This is a genomic window from Pandoraea sp., from assembly GCF_004297875.1.
Classification (GTDB): Bacteria; Pseudomonadota; Gammaproteobacteria; order Burkholderiales; family Burkholderiaceae; genus Pandoraea.
On sequence record NZ_SCSK01000006.1, the window covers coordinates 79,646 to 101,608 of the forward strand.

At 62.3% G+C, this 21,963-nt stretch carries 22 protein-coding genes; 13 read left to right on the plus strand and 9 right to left on the minus strand.

What is annotated here, in order from left to right; translation table 11 throughout:
- Positions 1-10 precede the first annotated feature (10 nt).
- Positions 11-949: a LysR family transcriptional regulator gene (locus tag EPN80_RS02630; protein ID WP_293023317.1), complete on the minus strand. Its 939-nt coding sequence runs from the start codon at positions 947-949 to the stop codon at positions 11-13.
- Positions 950-1,081: 132 nt separating this feature from the next.
- On the opposite strand from EPN80_RS02630, the gene EPN80_RS02635 reads away from it, so the two are divergent.
- The 6 genes from EPN80_RS02635 to EPN80_RS02660 all read left to right on the plus strand — a co-directional run bounded on the left by EPN80_RS02635 (position 1,082) and on the right by EPN80_RS02660 (position 7,009).
- Complete coding sequence (locus EPN80_RS02635; RefSeq protein WP_293023831.1) at positions 1,082-1,855, plus strand: putative hydro-lyase; 774 nt, start codon at positions 1,082-1,084, stop codon at positions 1,853-1,855.
- 143 nt (positions 1,856-1,998) lie between these two features.
- Complete coding sequence (locus tag EPN80_RS02640; RefSeq protein WP_293023319.1) at positions 1,999-3,288, plus strand: MFS transporter; 1,290 nt, start codon at positions 1,999-2,001, stop codon at positions 3,286-3,288.
- A gap of 231 nt (positions 3,289-3,519) precedes the next feature.
- Positions 3,520-4,638 (plus strand): bifunctional 3,4-dihydroxy-2-butanone-4-phosphate synthase/GTP cyclohydrolase II, encoded by a 1,119-nt coding sequence (gene ribBA, locus EPN80_RS02645; protein ID WP_293023321.1) that lies wholly within the window; start codon positions 3,520-3,522, stop codon positions 4,636-4,638.
- Positions 4,639-4,805: 167 nt separating this feature from the next.
- The gene (gene ribH / locus EPN80_RS02650) at positions 4,806-5,342 is read left to right on the plus strand and encodes a 6,7-dimethyl-8-ribityllumazine synthase (protein ID WP_293023323.1); all 537 of its coding nucleotides are present in this window, start codon (positions 4,806-4,808) and stop codon (positions 5,340-5,342) included.
- Positions 5,339-5,803 carry a transcription antitermination factor NusB gene (gene nusB, locus EPN80_RS02655; protein WP_293023326.1) on the plus strand — a complete coding sequence of 155 codons (465 nt, stop codon included), beginning with the start codon at positions 5,339-5,341 and terminating at the stop codon, positions 5,801-5,803. Before ribH ends, nusB begins: the two co-directional genes overlap by 4 nt.
- A gap of 18 nt (positions 5,804-5,821) precedes the next feature.
- Entirely contained in the window at positions 5,822-7,009 is a 1,188-nt protein-coding gene (locus EPN80_RS02660) for a pyridoxal phosphate-dependent aminotransferase (protein WP_293023329.1), read from the plus strand.
- A gap of 87 nt (positions 7,010-7,096) precedes the next feature.
- Here EPN80_RS02660 and EPN80_RS02665 read toward each other — a convergent pair whose 3' ends face one another.
- Positions 7,097-8,167 carry a lytic transglycosylase domain-containing protein gene (locus EPN80_RS02665; protein WP_293023331.1) on the minus strand — a complete coding sequence of 357 codons (1,071 nt, stop codon included), beginning with the start codon at positions 8,165-8,167 and terminating at the stop codon, positions 7,097-7,099.
- A gap of 535 nt (positions 8,168-8,702) precedes the next feature.
- On the opposite strand from EPN80_RS02665, the gene EPN80_RS02670 reads away from it, so the two are divergent.
- Together EPN80_RS02670 and EPN80_RS02675 are read left to right on the plus strand one after the other, a co-directional pair.
- The gene (locus tag EPN80_RS02670) at positions 8,703-10,259 is read left to right on the plus strand and encodes a UbiD family decarboxylase (protein WP_293023333.1); all 1,557 of its coding nucleotides are present in this window, start codon (positions 8,703-8,705) and stop codon (positions 10,257-10,259) included.
- A gap of 166 nt (positions 10,260-10,425) precedes the next feature.
- Positions 10,426-11,898, plus strand: a complete 1,473-nt coding sequence (locus EPN80_RS02675; protein WP_293023335.1) for an NAD-dependent succinate-semialdehyde dehydrogenase — start codon at positions 10,426-10,428, stop codon at positions 11,896-11,898.
- Between the two features lie 66 nt (positions 11,899-11,964).
- Here the strand turns inward: EPN80_RS02675 and EPN80_RS02680 are convergent, their stop codons facing one another.
- The 5 genes from EPN80_RS02680 to EPN80_RS02700 form a co-directional block, all read right to left on the minus strand.
- Positions 11,965-13,851: an EAL domain-containing protein gene (locus EPN80_RS02680; RefSeq protein ID WP_293023338.1), complete on the minus strand. Its 1,887-nt coding sequence runs from the start codon at positions 13,849-13,851 to the stop codon at positions 11,965-11,967.
- Positions 13,852-14,100: 249 nt separating this feature from the next.
- On the minus strand, positions 14,101-14,496 hold the full coding sequence (locus EPN80_RS02685; protein WP_293023340.1) for a response regulator: 396 nt from the start codon (positions 14,494-14,496) through the stop codon (positions 14,101-14,103).
- A 32-nt stretch (positions 14,497-14,528) separates the two neighbouring features.
- Complete coding sequence (locus tag EPN80_RS02690; RefSeq protein ID WP_293023342.1) at positions 14,529-15,176, minus strand: response regulator transcription factor; 648 nt, start codon at positions 15,174-15,176, stop codon at positions 14,529-14,531.
- A 55-nt stretch (positions 15,177-15,231) separates the two neighbouring features.
- Positions 15,232-15,789 carry a ferritin-like domain-containing protein gene (locus tag EPN80_RS02695; protein ID WP_293023344.1) on the minus strand — a complete coding sequence of 186 codons (558 nt, stop codon included), beginning with the start codon at positions 15,787-15,789 and terminating at the stop codon, positions 15,232-15,234.
- 57 nt (positions 15,790-15,846) lie between these two features.
- Positions 15,847-16,008, minus strand: coding sequence for a DUF1328 domain-containing protein (locus tag EPN80_RS02700; protein WP_293023346.1), 162 nt, complete (start codon positions 16,006-16,008; stop codon positions 15,847-15,849).
- Between the two features lie 180 nt (positions 16,009-16,188).
- On the opposite strand from EPN80_RS02700, the gene EPN80_RS02705 reads away from it, so the two are divergent.
- From EPN80_RS02705 to EPN80_RS02720, 4 genes are all read left to right on the plus strand, one after another.
- Positions 16,189-17,580: an ATP-binding protein gene (locus EPN80_RS02705; protein ID WP_293023349.1), complete on the plus strand. Its 1,392-nt coding sequence runs from the start codon at positions 16,189-16,191 to the stop codon at positions 17,578-17,580.
- Positions 17,581-17,727: 147 nt separating this feature from the next.
- Complete coding sequence (locus tag EPN80_RS02710; protein ID WP_293023352.1) at positions 17,728-17,934, plus strand: CsbD family protein; 207 nt, start codon at positions 17,728-17,730, stop codon at positions 17,932-17,934.
- Between the two features lie 68 nt (positions 17,935-18,002).
- Positions 18,003-18,134: an entericidin A/B family lipoprotein gene (locus tag EPN80_RS02715; protein ID WP_293023355.1), complete on the plus strand. Its 132-nt coding sequence runs from the start codon at positions 18,003-18,005 to the stop codon at positions 18,132-18,134.
- Positions 18,135-18,531: 397 nt separating this feature from the next.
- Positions 18,532-18,795: a hypothetical protein gene (locus tag EPN80_RS02720; protein WP_293023833.1), complete on the plus strand. Its 264-nt coding sequence runs from the start codon at positions 18,532-18,534 to the stop codon at positions 18,793-18,795.
- A gap of 40 nt (positions 18,796-18,835) precedes the next feature.
- On the opposite strand, the gene EPN80_RS02725 is transcribed toward EPN80_RS02720, so the two are convergent.
- Positions 18,836-20,194, minus strand: coding sequence for a methyl-accepting chemotaxis protein (locus EPN80_RS02725; protein WP_293023358.1), 1,359 nt, complete (start codon positions 20,192-20,194; stop codon positions 18,836-18,838).
- A 245-nt stretch (positions 20,195-20,439) separates the two neighbouring features.
- On the opposite strand from EPN80_RS02725, the gene EPN80_RS02730 reads away from it, so the two are divergent.
- Positions 20,440-20,931 carry a hypothetical protein gene (locus tag EPN80_RS02730; protein WP_293023361.1) on the plus strand — a complete coding sequence of 164 codons (492 nt, stop codon included), beginning with the start codon at positions 20,440-20,442 and terminating at the stop codon, positions 20,929-20,931.
- Between the two features lie 9 nt (positions 20,932-20,940).
- Here the strand turns inward: EPN80_RS02730 and EPN80_RS02735 are convergent, their stop codons facing one another.
- Complete coding sequence (locus EPN80_RS02735; RefSeq protein ID WP_293023364.1) at positions 20,941-21,861, minus strand: AraC family transcriptional regulator; 921 nt, start codon at positions 21,859-21,861, stop codon at positions 20,941-20,943.
- Positions 21,862-21,963 lie beyond the last annotated feature (102 nt).

A 21,963-nucleotide genomic window follows, 5' to 3' on the forward strand; every position in this document is an offset into this window, starting at 1 on the left:
CGCACGCCGCTTAATCGAGTACGGCCTCGACCAGTCGGCGGTCGGTTTGGCGGCAATATTGCTCGCAAGCGATGCGGGCCGCAGTCGCTGCGGCATGCACGTGTATGCCGGCGTCGACGCGACGGCACATCGAGATGACGATCGAGGGCGGAATCGGCTGGATCGGCAGTTCGACGAATTCGCCGCTGGCGATGCCCTCGGCGACAAACAAGGCCGGTATCGCCGCCACGCCGAAGCCATCCTTAATCAGTTGCACGATTGCCGCGACCGACGGCGAGCAGGTGATGCGGACCTGTCCTGCCGGGATGTCCGCCTGGCCAGCCAGGCTGGCGATAATCTGCTCAACCGCGCGCTGCGGTGCAGTACCCCGCCCAAACGTCAATACCGGACGCTGCAGCACGCGCTTGATGAGCCCGCTCTTATGCTGTGGGAAGAGCCCCTTGCGCGCGATCCAGCGTACCGGATAGATCGCCAGCGCATCGGAAATCACCTTGTCGTTGTCGATCCCCTCGACGCGCAGCACCAGGTCGAGCTCGCCGGCCAGCAAGCGGCGTTGCAGCACACTACTCACGTCGACCGTCAGGTCGACTTCCAGATCGGCATAGTCGGCATCGAGCTGCTCGATGTAGTGGGCCAGCCAGCTATGCACGATCGACTCGTTCACCCCCAGCCGCAACACGCCCTGTACGGTGCCCTTCGCGTGTGCCGCCGCCTGCAATTTGTGCACCGCGCTGACGACCGTGCGGGCATGGCTGAGCAGGTGCTCGCCGCTGGCGGTGAGGCGAAACACCTTTGACGAGCGGTCGATCAGCTCGGTGCGCAGTTCCTGCTCCAGACTCTTGACCCGCAGCGAGATGGCTGCCGGTGTTGCGTGCAATTCGCGCGCGGTGGCGCGAAAGCTGCGCAGTTGGGCGAGTGTGACAAAGGTTTCGATAAAGCGCGTGTTCATGCTGGGCTCATGAAAGAAGCGTTATGGTTAAGTAAAACTATACATTTTTATCAAAAAAAACTTGATAGCGAGCATTTTGATTTAACCGTATCCTTGACCAAACCGTCTCTCGACTGCTTCCGGAATAGCGCCATGACCCCGTTGGAATTCAGACACCAAGTACGCAGCGGAGCGTTCCGCCGCCCCACCGCCGGCTACTGCGGCGAATTCGCCCAGGCCAATCTGGTCGTATTACCCAAGGCGCATGCCGATGATTTCCTGCGTTTTTGCACATTCAATCCCAAACCGTGCCCGTTACTGGGCGTGGGTGAACCGGGCCAGTGGCAGGTGCCGGCGCTGGGCCGGGATGTGGACATCCGCACCGATATTCCGCGCTATTACGTCTATCGTCACGGCGAGGTGGCCGAAGAACTCGATTCGCTGGAGGCGATCTGGCAGAGCGATTTCGTCACGTTCGCCATCGGCTGCTCCTTCTCGTTCGAGTTCATGCTGGCTCAGGCAGGGGTGCCACTGCGGCATATCGAGGAAGAACGGAACGTGTCGATGTACCGCACCAACGTGCCGAACGTCGCGGCCGGTCCGTTCGGCGGCAATCTGGTCGTTTCGATGCGGCCAATGCGAGGCTCTGATGCGATCCGCGCGGTGCAGATCACCAGCCGCTTCCCGGCCGTGCACGGCGCGCCGGTGCACATCGGCGACCCGCGCGAGATCGGCATCGCCGACCTGCAGGCCCCTGACTACGGGGATCCGGTCACCGTCAAGCCGAACGAGCTTCCGGTCTTCTGGGCCTGTGGCGTGACGCCCCAGGAGGCGCTGCGCGCTGCGCGCCTGCCGATCGCCATCACCCATAAGCCCGGCCACATGCTGGTCACCGACATACCGAATTCGCGTCTGGCAGTATTTTGAGCCCGCGCTGAAAAGCCACTGCCAATGACGTGACCGCGGCTTCGGCCGCCACGCGCGTCGATGCCGCCATCATCGCCACGCGCACCGATGGGAGGGTGCCGCCGCACCCAGAGGCCCACAACAACAATTTGGAGACTTGACTCATGGACAGTCAATCGCAAGTCATCGATACACCCCGGCAGAAGAGAGCCGGCGGGTTTTCCTGGTACCGAGCGCTATCCGGCACGGAACGCCGCACATTGTGGAGTTGCAAGGCCGGCTATGCGCTCGACGCGATGGACACGCAGTTCCTGAGCTTCGTGATCCCGACCCTGGTTGCCACTTGGGGCATCAGCCTGCGCGATGCTGGCCTGATCGGCACAGCCACCTTGCTGTCGTCCGCCCTCGGCGGCTGGCTGGCCGGCATCCTGGCCGATCGCTTCGGTCGGGTGCGCACGCTGCAAATCACCGTGCTCTGGTTTGCCGTTTTCACGTTATTGTGTGGGCTGGCACAAACCTTTCAGCAATTGCTGGTATTTCGCACCCTGATGGGGCTGGGCTTCGGGGGCGAGTGGACAGCCGGGGCAGTCCTGATGGGCGAAATCATCCGTGCCAAGGATCGCGGCAAGGCGGTCGGGCTGGTACAGGCCGGCTGGGCCATCGGCTGGGGTGCCTCGGCGCTCGTCTACGCGCTGATGTTTACGCTGCTGCCGGCCGCGCTGGCATGGCGCGCGCTGTTCGTCGTCGGCGTGCTGCCGGCGCTGTTCGTGGTGATGATCCGGCGTTTTGTCGCCGAACCCGAGATCTTCAAGGCGCAGCGTCGGCATACCGACGGCCAGCCCCAGCCAGTCCGTTTCCTCGAAATTTTTTCTCCTCGGCTGCTGAGCACGACGCTGCGCGCCTCGCTGCTAACCACCGGCGCCATGGGCGGCTACTACGCCATCACGACATGGCTGCCGACCGTGCTGAACCAGGAGCACCATCTGACCGTGCTGGGCACCAGCGGCTACCTTGCCTCCGTGATTATCGGCTCCTACATCGGCTACCTGATCAGCGCCGCATTGTGCGACCGAATCGGTCGCAAAAAGAATTTCATTCTGTTCGCCGCAGGCTCGATGATTATCGTGCTCGCCTACACCCGCATCCCCGTGAGCGACAGCGTGATGCTGTTGCTGGGCTTTCCGCTGGGTTTCTTCGCCTCGGGCATTTTCAGCGGCATGGGCGCGTTTCTCACCGAGCTGTTTCCCACCAGCGTGCGCGGCTCCGGCCAGGGCTTTTCCTACAACGCCGGACGGGCCATCGGCGCGCTGTTCCCGTTTCTCACCGGCGCGGTCAGCAAGACGATGCCGATCGGGCATGCCGTCGGCCTGTTCGCAGCGACGGCCTATGGCGTGCTGATCGTCGCCGCGCTCACCTTGCCGGAGACGTGCGGCAAGGAGCTCCACGTCGCATAGCCAAGCCGGCGACTGCATTTTGCTAGCGGCGCTCAGTAGCGCCGCCCGCGCGGCCCGGACAACTGCCGCTGCCCACTCGCCAAGGCGGGCTTGGCCGGCATCGGGCCTGGTGCGAATGCATCGAGATGCGGCGCGCCGGGCCGGTTCGATTACAGCGGATTCAAAGGCCGCACAACCCGCAATTCCCCCGCGCATGACGTAGAATAGAGCCTTTACGTGTTCTGACGCATCATGCCCCTCGCCTCCACCGAAGAAATCATTGCAGAGCTCAAGGCCGGCCGTATGGTCGTGCTGGTCGACGAGGAGGATCGCGAGAACGAGGGCGATCTGGTGCTGGCGGCCGACTTCGTCACGCCGGAAGCGATCAACTTCATGTCGAAGTATGGCCGCGGGCTGATTTGCCTGACGCTGACGCAAGAGCGCTGCCGTCAGTTGAATCTGCCGCTGATGACGCACCGCAATGGCACCCAGTACGGCACCGCTTTTACCATCAGCATCGAAGCGGCCGAGGGCGTAACCACCGGCATTTCCGCCGCCGACCGCGCGCGCACGGTGCAAACCGCAATCGCGCCGGACGCCAGCGCCGACGACATCGTGCAGCCCGGACACGTTTTTCCGATCATGGCCCAGCCGGGCGGTGTGCTGATGCGCGCCGGGCACACCGAGGCCGGCTGCGACTTGACGCATCTGGCGGGCCTGACGCCGGCCGCGGTGATCTGCGAGATCATGAAAGACGACGGCACGATGGCGCGCTTGCCGGATTTGCTCGAGTTCGCCGAAACGCACAATATCAAGATCGGCACCATCGTCGACCTGATTCATTACCGTAGCCGGACCGAGTCCGTCATCGAACGCGTCGCTTCGCGCGAAATGCAGACGGCGCACGGCCCGTTCCAGGCAACCCTGTATCGCGACAAGCCGAGCGGCATGCCCCATCTGGCACTGGTGCGCGGCTCCCCACGCCCGGAGGCCGAGACGCTGGTACGCGTACACGAACCGTTGTCGGCCCTTGATCTGCTCGAAACAGCCTCCACCACACATTCCTGGACGCTGCACAATGCCATGCAGGAAATTGCCGAGGTCGGACAGGGCGTGATCGTGCTGCTCAATTGCGCCGACAACCGCGAGCATTTCTTTACGCTGTTTTCAGCGTTCGACGAACAGGAACGGGCTGCGGCGCTCAAGCGCCGCCCGATGGATTTCCGCACCCACGGGATCGGCGCCCAGATCCTGCGCGACGTCGGGGTGAGCAAAATGCGCGTGCTCTCGAGCCCGCGCAAGATTCCGAACATGGCAGGTTACGGCCTGGAAGTTTGCGGATTTCAACCAACGCCCAAGGCAATGGCCTGATAATGACGAGCTATCGCCCACACTGCACTGTTTAAAGAAGCTGTTGCAAGACTCAGCGAAGCGGTTTCGCAGACCGGCTCGGCCTGGCAATTCGGATGCCTCAGGCGATCCGCGCCAACCGTGCCGCCCCCATTTTTGATTTTCAACGGCCTCGAAGGAAAAATGCCATGGACATTGGACAATATCAACCCGAACTGGACGGCGAAGGGTTGCGCATCGGCATCGTGCAGGCCCGCTTCAATACCAGCGTCGGCCATGAACTGCGTGAAGCCTGTGTTGCCGAACTGGAACGCCTGGGCGTCGCCGGCGAGGACGTGCTGCTGATCACCGTGCCCGGCGCACTGGAGATTCCGCTGGCGCTGCAGAAACTGGCCGAAAGCGGCCAATTCGACGCACTGGTGGCGATCGGCGCGGTCATTCGCGGCGAAACCTACCATTTCGAGCTGGTCTCGAACGAGAGCGGCGCGGGCATCAGCCGTATTGGCCTCGACTTCGGCATCCCGGTGGCCAATGCCGTGCTCACCACCGATACCGACGAACAGGCCCATGCACGCAGCGCCGAGAAAGGCCGGGACGCGGCCCGCGTTGCCGTCGAAATGGCCAATCTGCTCGAAGCGCTCGACTTGCTCAATGGCGAAGACGACGAAGACGAAGACGAGGGCGACGACGAATCAAACGCCATCGACGAGGAACTTCGGCAATGACGACCAAGAGTGCACGACGCCGCGCCCGGGAGTTGGCGCTGCAAGGCATGTACCAGTGGCTGCTCTCGCGCAGCGACGCCGGCGAGATCGACGCGCACCTGCGCGCCTCGCCGGGTTTCGAGAAGGCCGACAAGACGCACCTCGATGCGCTGCTGCATGGCGCGATCCGCGAGGCCGGCGATCTGTCTACGCAACTGCAACCCTATCTCGACAGGCCTGTGGCCGAATTGTCGCCGGTCGAACATGCCGTATTGCTGATCGGCGCGGTCGAACTGCGCCACCACCTCGACATACCGTACAAGGTCGTGATCAACGAGGCCGTCGAACTGGCGAAAACCTTCGGCGGCGTCGACGGGTACCGCTATGTCAACGGCGTACTCGACAAATTCGCCGCTCAGGCGCGCGCACCGGAGGTCGAGGCCGCGCGCAATGCGCCGCGCAGCGCGCGCCCCGCCAACTGATCACTCCCTCATGTGACAATGGATCGTCTGACCTGTGCCCTGCAGCTCGCCGAGCGCGTAGCCCATATCGCCCCCTTTCATGTGATGGAATTGGCCAAACAGGCCGCCCATCTCGAGCAGGCAGGGCGCCCGATCATTCACATGGGAATCGGTGAACCCGACTTCACTGCACCCGAGCCTGTCGTGGCGGCCGCCGCCCAGGCCATGCGCGACGGTCGCACGCAATACACGAGCGCGCTCGGATTGCGGCAACTGCGCGAGGCCATTGCCGGCTTCTACCGCAGTCACCACGGCCTGACCATCGCGCCGGAGCGCATCATCGTCACGGCAGGGGCATCGGCCGCCTTGGTGCTGGCGTGCGCCGCGCTCGTCAACCCTGGCGACGAAGTGCTGATGCCCGACCCCTGCTATCCGTGCAACCGCCATTTCGTGGCCGCCTTCGACGGCCAGCCGGTGCTGATCCCCAGCGGTCCGGAGGATCGCTTCCAGTTGAGCGCGGCGCACGTCGAGGCCCATTGGGGGCCCCGTACGCGCGGCGTGCTGCTGGCTTCGCCGTCCAATCCGACCGGTACTTCGATCGCGCCGGACGAACTGGCGCGTATCGCACGCATCGCCCGCGAGCGTGGCGGCTTCACGGTGGTCGACGAGATCTATCAGGGCCTGTCATATGATGCCCCGCCCGTGAGCGCGCTGGCGCACGGCGACGACATTCTGGTGGTCAACAGCTTCTCGAAATATTTCAACATGACCGGTTGGCGCCTGGGTTGGCTAGTCGTGCCGCCGGCCCTAGTGCCGGATTTCGAGAAACTCTCGCAGAATTTGTTCATTTGCCCGTCGGCTGTCGCGCAGTATGCGGCGGTGGCATGTTTTTCACCGGAAGCCCTGGCGATCTACGGGCAGCGCAAGGAAGAATTCCGGCAGCGCCGGGATTTCATCGTGCCCGCCCTGGAGAAGCTAGGCTTTCAGGTACCGGTCAAGCCGGACGGCGCCTTTTATGTGTACGCCGACATCAGCGGCGTCAATCATCCGGCGCGGCATGACAGCGACGCCCTGACGCAAGCCCTGCTCCATGAAGCCGAGGTCGTTCTGGTGCCCGGCCTCGACTTCGGCAACGCCGACCCGCGCCGCTACATACGCCTGTCTTACGCTACCTCGCAAGCGCAACTGCATGAGGCAGTCGAGCGTCTGGCGAGATGCCTGACGTGAACGCCGGTAACGTCACGCCATGAAAAAAGGAGCCGAGGCTCCTTTTTTTCCCTGTTGCCGCAACTTTCGAATCGTTGACGCACCGGCTCAGGCCGCGCCGCCGTCCTTGCCGGCCAAATCGGCATCGATGGTCGCGCCATCGCCGCCTGTCTTGGCCTTGTCGATCGCGGCCGAATTTTGAGGCGCGGCCGGCGTGGCCGTGGCCGGCTCGACGGCAGGCTGCACCGCTTTGCTCGCCGTTTTGTTGACCGTCTTGGTTTGTTGCGACACCAGCACCGGCGCCTGCGGCGCAGTCACCGACACATGGTGCCCGAGGGCCACGTTGCGCAAACGGCTGCGTTCGGCCAGCACCTTGGCGCCATAGCCGCCATCGTTCGCGCTCGTGGACCCCACATAAAGTCGCAGTCCGTTGGCCAACGAACCGCCTCGTGCAATGCATTCCTTCAAAATCAATGCGCCAACCTTGATGTTGGTCAGCGGATGCAGAGCCGCGTCCGCACCACCGAAGTAAGCGAGCTTGTCCATGTGAACCTTGGACATCACCTGCATCAAGCCCTGCGCGCCAACACCGCTCTCGGCATAAGGATTAAAACCCGATTCGATAGCCATCACGGCCAGCAACAACAATGGATCGAGCCCAACCTGCTGTCCGGTCGCATACGAAGCCTTGACCAGATTGGCGATAACGTCGCTGGCTACGTGATAGCGCTTGGCCAGGTATTCGGCCACCAGCACTTGCTCCTTGGTAGTCAACGGCGTCTGCCCATTGCGGGCATCGACGGCAATTCGCTTGTTGGGAATATAAGAGGCCAGCACCGCGATCGACGGCGCGTGCTGAGAGGCCTTGGCAATCAGGTCGGCATCGGCGGCAGGCGGCTGCACCGCCGGCGTAGGAGCGGCCTGTTTGCCCGTGGCGGCTGCCAGCAGCGGCGCCACTTGGGCGGCAAGTTGGCCGCGCAGTGCCGGCTGCGTCCAAAGCACCACGGCGCCCAGCACCGACAACAAACCGACCACGCTGAAGCCGTAGAGACTGACACGACTGCTGTGCCGCAATACGCGACGCCAATTCAGGCCGGAGGCGCTCGCGTGCGAGTCGTCGGCAGATTTTTCGACGTGACCGGCCAGCATCTGCCAAGATTTAACGTTGGACAACTTCATTGCAACTTACTCCTCTGACGCCACGTTCGCCGGCAGGCCGGCGCATGGATGAGCCCACGGAGGCCTGACGGCCTTCCCCCGGGTTGCTCATGCGGCATTTTGGAACCGGGCGGCTACACCAAGCGGTTGGCGCGGCCGCGCAGCGCATTGGCATGTCTCTGGGCCAATGTCGAGGAATCGAGATTCCCGCTGCTTCCTAAAAAACCGGCTCCCGAATAGCGCAGCGCTGGGAACCGGTCACTGAAAATCCACGTCGGTGTTGTAGTTGTCGCGTGTCAAAGTCGGGGGCTGTCCCGGCTTCCGAGCCACGCTTTGTTGGATTCGACGAGCGGATTCTAACAAGGATATATAAATGGTCAATACTATAAAAATTGATTTTAATTACTAAAAGTAATTAAAATTCAGGCTGGAACTTGCCGTTATTGAGGACTCAGTCGGTAAAATGCACGGCGTGCCGGGGGTTTCCGGTCGTTCAGGGATATCAAGGGTCGGCAGGAATTGCCGAATTTTTTTCTTTCCGGTTACGATTTGTTGCATGAATTACCACGACTTGCGGGACTTCTCCGAGCAGTTGGAACATCTGGGCGAACTCAAGCGCGTGAGCGCCGAGGTGTCACCAAACCTGGAAATGACCGCGCTGTGCGATCGGACCTTGCGCGCCGGCGGCCCTGCGCTGCGTTTCGACCGACCCACGGCTCACACCATGCCGGTGCTCGCCAATTTGTTTGGCACTCCGCGCAGAGTCGCGCTCGGCATGGGTATCGACGGCGATGCGGATCCGCTGCTCGAGTTGCGCAACATCGGCCGACTCCTGTCGGCGCTCAAGGAGCCCGAGCCGCCGCGCGGCCTGAAAGACGCCGGCAAGCTGTTGTCGCTGGCCAAGGCCGTGTGGGACATGGGTCCGAAGGTCGTTGGCAGTCCTGTGTGCCAGGAAATCGTTTGGGAAGGTAATGACGTCGATTTGGCGCGCCTGCCGATCCAGACCTGCTGGCCTGGCGACGTCGCGCCGCTCATCACATGGGGCCTGGTCGTCACGCAGGGCCCACACCGCAAGCGGCAGAATCTCGGCATTTATCGCCAGCAGGTGATTGGGCGCAATCAGGTCATCATGCGCTGGCTCGCGCATCGCGGCGGGGCGCTCGATTTTCGCGAGTTCGCGCTCGCCCACCCCGGCGAGCCGTTTCCCATCGCAGTGGTGCTCGGTGCCGACCCGGCTACCACCCTTGGGGCGGTCACGCCGGTACCGGATACGCTATCGGAATATCAGTTCGCCGGCCTGCTGCGCGGAGCGCGCACCGAACTGGCCAAATGCCTGAGCCCCGGGCTAGAGGCCCTGCGGGTGCCAGCGCGGGCCGAAATCGTGCTGGAGGGATTCATCCGTCCGGCCGCAGATCGGCCCGTCGCGCCGGCCGGCGCGCCGCCTGCGCCGCGCCAGGGCGCCACCGCCGGTTACGAGCACGCGCTGGAGGGCCCCTACGGCGATCACACGGGTTACTACAACGAACAGGAATGGTTCCCGGTGATGACGATCGAGCGCATTACCATGCGTCGCAATCCGATCTATCACTCCACTTACACCGGCAAGCCGCCCGACGAGCCGGCGATCCTGGGCGTGGCGCTCAATGAAGTATTCGTACCGTTGCTGCAAAAGCAGTTCGCGGAGATCACCGACTTCTACCTGCCGCCCGAGGGATGCAGCTATCGCATGGCCATCGTGCAAATGAAAAAAAGCTATCCCGGCCACGCCAAGCGGGTGATGTTCGGAGTATGGAGCTTTCTGCGCCAGTTCATGTACACGAAGTTCATCGTGGTAGTCGACGACGACGTCAATATCCGCGACTGGAAAGAGGTCATCTGGGCCATGACCACGCGCGTCGACCCGATTCGCGACACCACCCTCGTGGATCAGACGCCTATCGACTACCTCGATTTCGCCTCGCCGGTCGCCGGCCTGGGGTCCAAAATGGGAATCGACGCCACCAACAAATGGCCGGGTGAGACCCAGCGCGAGTGGGGCCGCCCGATCCAGATGGATCCCGGCGTGGATGCGCGCATGGCGGCGCTCTGGCACGAACTTGGGCTGGGCGCCTGAAAGGTCGCGGCATTTGCGCTATGCTCAGTGGTACTGTCGCGGTACAGCCACATCACGGCAATTTTGTTAATATGTTAATTAAATAGCTGGATTACCACATCGTGGGCTTGCCGTTTGCGTGCGCGGCCCATCCCCATTCCGTTGCCATTTGCATGAGGAGTTCACTGTGTCTCACCCTGCCCTCGCCAAACTGAAAGATGCCGCCCTGCTGAAGACTGGCGCCTATATCGACGGCGCCTGGACCGGCGCCGATTCGAAGGCGACTTTCGCCGTCGTCGATCCGGCCACTCGGGCCGAGATCGCCCGTGTTGCCGATGTTGGCGAGACGGAAACCGAGCGCGCAATCGCCGCAGCCGACGCCGCCCTGCCCGCCTGGCGCGCGAAAACAGGCAAGGAGCGTGCGGCAATTCTGCGCGCCTGGTTCGATCTGGTGATCGCCCATCAGGACGATCTGGCGGCCATCATGACCGCCGAGCAAGGCAAGCCGTTGGCCGAAGCCAAGGGCGAAGTGGTATACGGCGCATCGTTCCTCGAATGGTTTGCCGAAGAAGCCAAGCGGGTCTGTGGCGACGTGCTCGATAGCCCGCAACCCGGCAAACGCATGCTCACGATCAAACAGCCGATTGGCGTGTGCGCCTCGATCACCCCGTGGAATTTCCCGATTGCGATGATCACGCGCAAGGTCGCCCCAGCGATCGCCGCCGGCTGCACGATCGTCGTCAAGCCGGCCGAACAAACGCCGCTATCGGCCCTGGCGCTGGCCGAACTGGCCGATCGCGCCGGCATCCCGAAGGGCGTTTTCAATGTGATCACCGCCGACAGCGACAACTCGATCAAAGTCGGCAAAGTCCTGTGCGCGAGCCCGCGCGTGCGACACATGTCATTTACCGGTTCCACGCCGGTAGGCCGCATCCTGATGCAGCAGTGCGCGCCGACGGTCAAGAAAATGGCGCTCGAGCTGGGCGGCCATGCGCCGTTCATCGTTTTCGACGACGCCGATCTGGACGCTGCCATCGAAGGTGCGATCGCCTCGAAGTACCGCAACGCCGGCCAGACCTGCGTGTGCACCAACCGCTTTTACGTGCAGGAAAAGTTGTATGACGCCTTTGTCGAGAAACTGGCCGAGGCAGTCAAAAAGCTGCGCGTGGGCAATGGGTTCGAACCGGGCGTCAATCAGGGCCCGCTGATCGACGACGCTGCGGTCAAGAAGGTCTCGCAGCATATCGAGGATGCGCAGAGCAAGGGAGCCCGCGTTGCCACCGGCGGCAGGGTGATTTCCGGCCACTTCGTCGAGCCGACCGTGCTGGCGGGCGCAACCAGGGACATGCTGATCGCCCAGGAGGAAACGTTCGGGCCGGTGGCTGCGGTGTTCAAGTTCAAGGACGAAGCCGAAGTGATTCGGCTGGCCAACGACACCGACTTCGGTCTGGCTTCGTACTTCTACAGCCGCGACATCGGTCGCGTATGGCGCGTGGCGGAGGCGCTGGATTACGGCATGGTCGGTATCAACACCGGCATCATTTCCAACGAGGTCGCGCCATTTGGCGGCGTCAAGCAATCGGGCCTGGGCCGCGAAGGATCGAAGTACGGCATGGACGAGTACCTGGAAATCAAGTACTTGTGCATGGCCGGCATGTAGCGGGAGCGATTCGCGCGCGACCACCGACATCAAGGGGCGGCGTGACCGCCCCTCTTTCCATGCACGTTACGCGCTGCGCCGGGGCCGCCGGCGTTCGATAAACAAACTGTTGCCGGATTGCCGCTTGGCCATTTTCTTGGCCTCGGCGGCCGCCACCGACACGTCGACGTGCGACAGGTAACTGTCCTGCTCGACCACCACCGCACCGATCGACAGACTCGTGAGCGGGTACAGCATCACCTGACCGCGTCGATCCTCGGCTTCGAAGCCGCCTGCCCGGATTTGATCCGGTCCGAAGAAGTCGCCAACGACCGTCTCAAAGCGCTCCAATGCGGCACGACAGCGCGACTCCCAATCGGCGCTTTGGAAGAGCAGCAGAAAATCGTCGCCCCCGATATGCCCGAGAAAATCGCAAGCCGGGTTGCGTACGGCCATCAACACGCGGGCCAGCGCCTGGATCAGATCGTCGCCGCGCCGATAACCAAATACGTCATTGAATGGCTTGAAATTGTCCAGGTCGCAATAGCAAGCCTGGAATGGCGTCCGGCTGGCGAGCAGATGGTCGATATAGTCGTCGATCGGCACATTGCCCGGCAGCAGCGTGAGCGGATTGGCGTATCGGGCGGCATCGAGCTGCATGTCGGTGATCTGACGCAACAACGCGTGTCCCTGCACAATGCCGACGTAGCGGTCGCCCTCGGTAACCACGAAGCCGCCAATCAAGTGATGAGCGGTGCCGTCGGCGATCAGGCGGCTCAACTCCTCGATGCGGGTATTCTGCTCAACCACCAGTGGCGTGTTCTCCATCAGCGTCGAACACGGCTTGCGGCCATACAGCTCGCGGGTGAAGCGTCGCGCAAAGCGGCCCAGCAGCGCGCTGCGGCTGATCAGCCCGACCGGCGTCTCGCCGGCCACGACAGGCAGCGCTTCGAGCGCAGGATCCTGTTCGAAGCGAGCCATGACGTCTTCGCTCAATTCGTCGGGCGAGACCGGCAACACATAGCGCGCCAGTTGCGCAACGGTGCCGCCGCCGTTGCCGAAAGCGAAGCCCTCGCCCAGGCGACTGGGCTGCGGGTGCATATGCGCGCCACGCTGGCTCAACGCAATCTGCACGGCAGGCGCCAATTCGGGATCGGGCAGCGCGTTGGGCCGCGCGATGAAATATCCCTGCCCGAAGAAGATGCCGAGATCGCGCACGACCTGAAATTGCGCGGCCTGCTCGATGCCCTCGGCAATCACCCGAGTGCCACTGGTGTCGGCGATCTGTCGGATCGAGCGCACGAACTGCAGTTTGAGCGAATCCGTATCGATACCGTCAATGAAGTGCTGGTCGATTTTGACGTAGTCGGGCCGCAGTTCGGACCACAGGCGCAGGCTCGCATAGCCCTCGCCCAGGTCGTCCAGCGCGATTTCGAAGCCAAGCGCCCGGTAGTCCTGCAAGGTCGCGCGCGTCTCCGGCAGGTCGAGCGTGGGCTGATGCTCGGTCAGTTCGAGCACGATACGATCCGGCGTCAACTCGATCTGATGCAGAAAATCCAGCGTCTGCATCAAGGCCAGCGCCGGCTCATGGCCGACGGCCTCGACCGGGCTGATATTGAGAAACAGCTTGCCCGGCAGACCGAGCCGCGCGAACGCCGAGAGTACGGCGCGGCGACACCGGAGTTCGACTTCGTGCGCGCGGCCCAATCGCCTGGCCGCGGCGAACAGTGCCAAAGGCCGAGCCAGCGTCGTGCCGGCAGGGCCGCGCACGAGCCCTTCATAGCCGCTCAGCTGCGCGGTGCGAAAATCCAAAATCGGCTGGAACTCGGCGAATAGGCCGTCGCCCTGGCAAATGGCCTCGATCAGAGCGGCTTCCTGCCCGGATGTATCGATCATGTGACGCGCAGCGCCGCGCATGGCACCTGAAGAAGCATTGTCGAGTGGTTCGGTCGACACAGGATTGGACGAACGCAAGAAGCGACTCCGCAGGAAGGCGTTTGGCTGGCAATGATCGAATAAAAGTGGCGGCCCGCCGCAAGATCACTGCCGGCTCGCGCCCACGGCCGCGCTGTCGCGGCAAATCAATTCGCATGGATGAATCACGCGCCCCGAATGCGCACTGGTTACATGATTTTACCGGCACGTCAATGCGCAATGTACTCGCGGTATTTGTCAAATTTGTGACATGTCATCGACACGCGCCGTGGGGGGTGCGTGGCCGATTCAGCGATCCAGGCGATGGTCGGCGAATTCGTCCAGCACCTCGATGACGCGGTCGAATTCAAGCGATTTATCAAAGAAATAGCCGGCGCCGCAATCAAGGCAACGCTGCCGCAGTGCCGGCAATGCATAGTTGGTCAGCACAATCGAGAGCATGCGCCGGAGCAAGCCGGCTTCTTGCAGATAAGTCAGCACTTCGATACCGGACCCCTGGCGCAGTTGCAGGTCGACGATGATCGCATCGAATGCCTGCTCCTTGAGCAGCGCCACTGCATCGCGTGCCGTGTCGGCCGTGCCGGCGACGATAAACAGGCCGGATGCATTGATGGCTTCAGCCAGGCTCTCCCGGATCACGGCGGAATCCTCGAGGAGAAAAATCCGAAGCGGGGTGCTGGCCATGATATTCGTCCGTTATGCGATACCACGTGACACTATTGAATCAATCCGTTCTTGAGCGCGTAGAGCGTCAGCTCGGCATTCGATTGCAGGCGCATCTTCTCCAGCACACGTGCCCGATATGTGCTGATCGTCTTGACGCTCAGATGCAACTCCTGGGCGATTTCCGTAGGCTTGCGGCCTTGCGCAAGCTTGCAGAAAACCTGAAACTCCCGTTCGGACAGGCCGTCGTGCATGGCTTGGTCGGTCGGTCGTTCAAGCTTTTGCATCAGCAAGCCGGCGGTGACCTCGCTGACATACCGGTGACCTCGCGACACGGTGCGAATCGCGCGAATGATTTCCTCAGGCGATGCATCCTTCGTCACGTAGCCATCGGCGCCGGCACGCAGCAGAATCAATGCGTATTGCGTCTCGGGGTAGGTGCTCAAAAACAGCACCGGCAACCGGGGCTTGATTTGCTTGATGACATGCAACGTGTCGATGCCATTCTTGTCGGGCATTGCGATATCGAGCAGTACGACGTCGATCTCCCGCTCGCGCACCAGGGCGATGACCTCTTCGCCACTGGCGGCCTCGGCTATGACTTTCATGTCGGGTTCGTCGACGATGAACTGCCTGAAGCCGGTGCGCACAATCGCATGATCGTCTGCCACCAGAATTCTGATCGCGTTGGATATCGTCATCAGCTGCTCCCGTAACACTGATACTGCCGTTCGCCGGCGCTCGGCGCGATCCGCCCTAGCCGCGCTCGAGCAGGTCGGCCATATCGTGCGCGTGTTCCTCCTCCATTGCCAAAATCTCTTCCAGCAGGCGACGCGTGGTGGAATCGCGTTCGCCGATATAAATTGCCATCGCACGATAGGCATCGATCGCAATGCGCTCGGCCACCAGGTCTTCCTGGATCATATCGCGCAGAGTCTTGCCTGCCACGTATTCGGCGTGACTGCGCTGCACGAGCGTGGCGGGAGAAAAATCCGGCTCGCCGCCCAGTTGGATAATGCGTTGCGCGATGCGCTCCGCATGCTGCAGTTCCTCCGCGGCATGCGCGGCGAATTCGGCCGCCACCGGCTCGGCATGGATGCCGCTGGCCATGAATTGATGCCGTTTGTAACGCAACACGCAGACCAGTTCGGTAGCCAAGGCATCGTTGAGCAGTTTGACAACTGTATCGCGTTGCGCGCCATAGCCTTCGGTCACCGCGCCGGCCTGCAGATGTCGTCGTGCCCTGGCGCGAATGGCTTGAATATCCATCTCGAAACTGCCTTCGTCTCGTGAATGTTTGTTCTCGTCGGTCATTGATTCGACTCCTTCAAATGCGGGTTGGTTGGAGATGACGTTTCGTCGCCTTGGCGACTACCGTCCCACCACGCCCATCAGCAATGTGATGATGAAAACCACCAGAAATATGACGAACAAAATCTTGGCGATCTGCGCCGCGCCGGCGGCAATGCCGGTGAAACCGAACACGGCGGCAATCAGGGCGATCACAAAGAATACGACCGCGTAATGAAGCATGCGTCCTCCCATTTATGTAAGCATTGGAAACTACACGTTCCGATCCACAGTTTTGATGTTAGAAGTAATGCTGCCTTCGCTATGTCGGGGTCCTGCTGTTTTTCGCGTAGGAATCGACCGACATGGCGATACCCGATCCGGATAGCCTGATTGATCCGTCATGATTGCGAGGAGTCATTCATGATCAAGACCTGGCTTGGGCGCCGTAGTTGGATCGCAGCCATGCTGCTGGCCATTGCCATTACCGTGGGGAGCTTGTTGGGGTTGGAGGCCGCGCATCGACGCATGGCCAGCGACTATGAAAGCGCCTTGCAGGCCATGACGGCCGCGACCGAACTCAACGAAGTCACCGTACGCACTGCAACGATCGTGGCCAGCCAGCGCGGCTATTTGCTCACCGGCGACGATGCTTACCTTTCGTCTTACCTGAGCGCGGTCAAACGCATTCGCGCGCTGTCGGGGACGATCGTTGCGTATTACACCCGGCTGCACGATCAGCAAGCGTTGCGGGACTTTGCGACCCTGATCGAGACATTCAGCCTGCACATTCAAGCCATGTCCGACGCGCGCCAAGCGTTTGCTCAGCGACGCATGAGCGCCGGCGCCGCGCTCGCCCGGACTGACCGCGACATTGACAGCCTCGAACCTCTCCAGGACGGCTTCACCGCGCTTTACCGCCGTGAATTAAGTCGCGCGAGGCTCGCGCGCGAGCGCGGCCGCACCGATCGATGGCTGTCGGCCGTCAGCGCCATCGCGCTGTCACTGCTCAACATCGGGCTATTGGGGCTGCTGTTTCGCCGGCTGGGCAGGCAACTCCGGCGCGAGCGACGGGCGCGAGAGGCTTTGCGCGCCCACCAGGCTCGTCTTGACAATCTTGTGCAGGAACGCACGCAGCAACTCGACGAGCTCACGACTCACCTGCAAAACGTCAGCGAGGCGGAAAAAACCAAGCTCTCACGCGAACTGCACGACGAACTCGGCGCAATCCTGACCGCATGCAAAATGGATGTCAGCTGGACTCACCGCAAACTCAGGCAAAGCGATCCGGTGCTGGCAGACAAGCTGCAACGCGCGCTGCGCAACCTCGACCAAGGGGTGCAGATCAAGCGGCGCATCGTCGAGGATTTGCGCCCGACGGTGCTGATGAACTTCGGCCTCGTTTCGGCGTTACGCATCCTGGCTGGCGAAGCCGGCCAGCAAAACCAGTGGCGCGTGACGCTTGCGTTGCCCGACGACGATATCGAGCTCGACGAGCAAACGTCGATCGTGCTGTTCAGAGTGACGCAAGAGGCGCTGACCAATGCGGCCAAGTATGCGCACGCCACGGAGGTGGGCGTATCGCTTGTGCACGACGCGCATCAAGTAACGCTCGAAGTCACCGACAACGGCGTGGGCATCTCACCCGAGCAGATTCGCAAGCCGAAAACACACGGTCTGCTCGGCATGCGCCAGCGCGTGTCGGCCCGCGGCGGGAAGATCGATATCCGCGGTAACGCGCAAGGTGCGGGTACGACGATCCGCATCACCATGCCGCGCGTGGCGGCTGCCGGCCACGAAACATCCGGCGTGTGAGAAGTCGCTGACAGCCGAACCCGAATCGACCGACACGATGGGGCGTCCCGTGCTGACAGCGCGAGCCCCGTCATCTTGCATAAGATGCACTCAACGCTGTCGCATCGATCGACGCACGGCGTTCCTGTCAATTACCTAGGAGCCGATATGAATAGCGAGCAACTGCAAGGAAAATGGAATCAGTTCAGGGGGGCCGTCAAGCAGCAATGGGGCGACCTGACGGATAACGATCTGATGCGCATTGAAGGAAACCGCGACAAACTCATCGGTGTGCTGCAGGAGCGCTACGGCAAGGCCAAGACCGAGGTCGAGCGCGAAGTCGATGACTGGAACCGGACGCACCGCATGTGGTGAGAGACTCACCAAGGACTTCGAGCATCGGCGGCATTTCAATCACCCGATCATTGGATACGGAGTACATCATGAGACGTTTGATTGCATTGGCACTGCTGGTCGGTGTCGTGCTGAGCGGCTGCAACACGATGCAGGGTGCCGGCAAGGACATCGAGCACGGTGGACAAGACCTGCAGGGCGCGGCACAGCGCAACAAGTAGGTCCGCGCACCCGGCCGAATCGAAATGCCGATTCGGCCTTTTCCCGCGGTCCTGGCGCGGCGCGCGGGGAAGCGAACCAGCCAAGTTGTAATAAAACGTAACCGGGACAGCCCCATCCCCCCGCGCATCTTGCGTGGGCGCATCTCCAGGGAAGCGTTGTCGCGCGCCGCGACAACGGATGACAGCGTCGCGTCTGGCATTCAAGACCTTTTTGCCACCGCTCGGCGCTTCGCGGCGGTGAGAATTTGCAACAAATTACTTAACCGCACACCGGACAAAGCCGCTAAATTCAGGAGAGCAAGGGTCGTTCGTTGCGTGACTCAAGCACCATCTCGCGACCAAGCCGAAAAAAGATATCAGCAGGAGTATCCGTATGAAAGCGAAGTTCGCCGCGCTCATGGTCACAGGGGTGGCATTGGCCGCCGGCCTGACAGGCACGGCGCAGGCCCACGTGTCGGTAGGCATCGGGATCGGCATTCCCTTCCCAGCGCCAGTGTACGTCGCACCGCCAGTGTATGTGGCCCCGCCTCCGCCGCCGCCGGTGATCTATCAGCCCAGCGTCGTCTATTACGGTCCGCCGCCGGGCTACTATGGCTATGGGCCTTACTATGGTCGTTACTACCGCCGGGGCTATTGGCATCACGGCCACTGGCGTCGCTAGTCAAGCTAGGCACGGCAGCGGCCAGCGCGCCGCCGCCGATTCAGACGCGGTATAGCATGCGCACGCCGCCCCAATGTCGGCCATGAACGAAAATCGGCGCTGACACGTCCTTCATGAGAGTGAATTCGCCGCCGCCCATATCGCGCCGATACGTTTGTAGCAAAAAGGGCCGCGTATTGCTGGCTGCGGCACTGCCTGTACGGTCGTCGAAAATGCGCCGGTTTCGGCAATGCGCGGCGTTCCACAGCGGATCGTTGGTCTGTGCGCTCGAATATTTCAGATTATGCGTCGGCACGTAGCCGTTCTCGTCAACCGCAAAACATGCGACGACGCGCTCATCGAGCGCCAGCAGGGGCTCCAGGATCTCGGGCAGCGCGCGGTCGGTGAAGGCCGTGACGCGCGTCATGAATTGCGGCGGGTCGGAGCCGGCAATCGGTTCATAGGTCCGATCGAAAATCGCCTCCTCGCTGATCGCCCGTTGCGCGAGCGCAGCCTCGAACAGCTTGCCCACGCGCCGGGCCGCTTGCTGCACGGTATTGATAAATGGCGTGTCGCCGGTCTTCACGCCGGTGTCGGCCGTCAGACCGATGAGGCTCTCCGATACGCTCAGACAACCGTTGATTCGAGCGCGCGCTTGCGCCATATTGTCGGCCGAACGAGCGACTTCGCCAGCCATCTGTTCGACGTGCTCCGACAGACTCACGCACTCGGTCTCGATGGCCTCGCTGGCATCGGCAATGTGGCTGGCCTGTTCATCAAACGTCGTGAGCGCCTGAGCAGCCAGTTCGATTACTGTGCCGATCGCGTGTGTTCCTTCTCGCACCTGCGCGGCGCGCGCCATATTGGCACCGCTCTCGGCCATCAGACGCTCGGCCCGCGCGGCAAGCGCGGCAAGCGTCGTCTCGATTTGCTGCGTTGCCTCGCCGGTTTGCGCGGCCAGGTGTTTGACTTCGGCGGCAACCACTGCAAAGCTGCGCCCCGCCGGGCCGGCGCGTGCCGCCTCGATAGCCGCATTGAGCGCCAACAAGTGCGTTTGCCGTGCGATGACCGAAATACCCTCGGCGACTTTGCCCACGTGAAGCAATGCCTCGCTCAAACCACCTATTTCCTGTTCCATGCCGGCCACGCCTTCGGCCAGTCCATGAATGGTCTGTAGTGACGCGTCAGCCGTCTTGCGCGAGCCCGCGACCTCGCTGCTGGCCTGCTGAGCCACCTGGCGAGCATGTCGTGCGGCGTCAGCAATGCGCTGGTTACCCTCGGCGGTATGCGAGGCAGTGCGGCGCAGTGCCTGGAAAACATCGGCCTGCCGCTTCAGGCGTGCCGCCACTTCCTCGACATGTCCAGCGATATCGCAGATTTCGATACCCAATTTGCCGGCCTGGCCAGCGATGTCTGTCATGACTCGCGTGGATTTCGTCGCGCCGCCGCCTCGTCGCCAAAGCCCCATTGCCCGCCCCCGTTTCGTGGTGTACCGGAGTGATAACGGCCTTGCCGGCGCAAACTTGATGGACAAAACCCCTTATGGCGCGCGCACGCGGCCTTGTCGTAAGCTGGCGTCGGACCCGGACAAATACATCAAAAATATCCGCGCAAAGCGCCGTGCCGTGGCGGCACCGGCGGCCCCGGGAGTCGAAGGTGATCTGGATGAGACAAGAGACGCTCCGTGTTGCGCCGCGAGGCCGCAGCGCCTGGGTATGGCGCGCCGGCTGCGCGGTTCTGCTGAGTTGGCCGGCCGGTCAGTTGGCCCGCGCCGGACCCGATTTCTTTATTCCGATTCCGGTAGTGCAGTGCGGCAAGGCCCTTTCCCTGCAAGTCGATCCCAGCGAAGCGCGCAACGCCGAATATCTCGGCGACCTGGATACCTATCGGGATGAAGAAGGCGCCTACATCGTCCAGGCCATCGCCGAGGTGTGCGGCGAGAATTCACGCTATCGAACGCTGATGATGCAGCGGGTCGACAGAATCTACGTTGCTTACTCACCCGGGCAATACAATCCGATTCCCTACCTGGCAGGCCGCACCCTGATCGTGGCAACACCGCACGATGGCATGTTCAACAGCCATGTATTTCGCCGCGAACTGCGTCACGCACTGGAGCGGGGCTGGCCCACCGCGACATTGAACGAACGGCAATAATGGCCCGGCTTATGCGCAGCCGGGCTCGCCGCGCAAAGCACGGACATACTGGCGCGGCGTCAAACCAGTCAGGCGGCGAAACCGTTCGGTGAAATGGCTCTGTCCGCTGAAGCCGCACATCAAGGCGATTTCGGCCAGCCCGTGCCGCCGGTCGGCGAGCAGGCGCCTGGCCATTTCGATGCGCTGGCGCATGACAAAGCCATGCGGACTTTCGCCCGTCGAGTGCTTGAACTGCCTGGCGAAGTGATAGGGGCTGAGCGACGCCTCAGCGGCCAGCCTGTCGAGCGACAGCGGCTGGTCGAGATGGGCCGAAATATAGTCGCACACTCGCCGCAGGCTGAGCGGCGTCAGTCCGCCCCGCGCCGCCCCGGCCCGCATCGGCCGACCGTCGGTGTAGCGTGCCAACAGATAGGTCAGTAGCATTTGCCCCGCGTAGCTCAGGGTCAGGCGATCGGCCGGCTCCCGCCAGTCCAGCGGCAGCAGCGTCGAGCGCAGCGCGTTGTCAAGGTACCCGTCGCGGAAAAATGTCAGGTCCCGCAGCGTCAACCTGTCCGGGTCTTGATCGAAGATCTCGAGCGCCGCCCGCTCGAAGACCTGAAGCGGTACGTACAAATGCAGCAGACTGACTTCGCCGGCGACGTCCCAGTCAGTGCTGACGCCGGCCGGCATCAAACACAGCGTACCCGCGCCGCCGCCGGCGAGCTGTTGCCCCGCCATGCGGCGACGAATGCCGGCGCCGCCGTCGACATACAGGCTCAGCGTGTGATGCCCAGGCACCTCGTAACGCGTAAAAACGGTCTCGTTGCGCTGCCACAGCGCGATGCCGATGCCGCTCTCCAGGGATGCCGACGAGCGCAATGGCACACCATGCTCGCGCAGGTGGTTGAAAATGGTGAAATTGCCCAGGGCATTGACTTGATCAGTAGGCATGGCTCGCGTCCTTCCGTGCGCAGAGTCTAGCGTTTCGCCCGATCGCCCACAAGCGGGTTCGCCGCGTCACGCCCCTTGGCGCAAATTTTCGATAAAACCGCA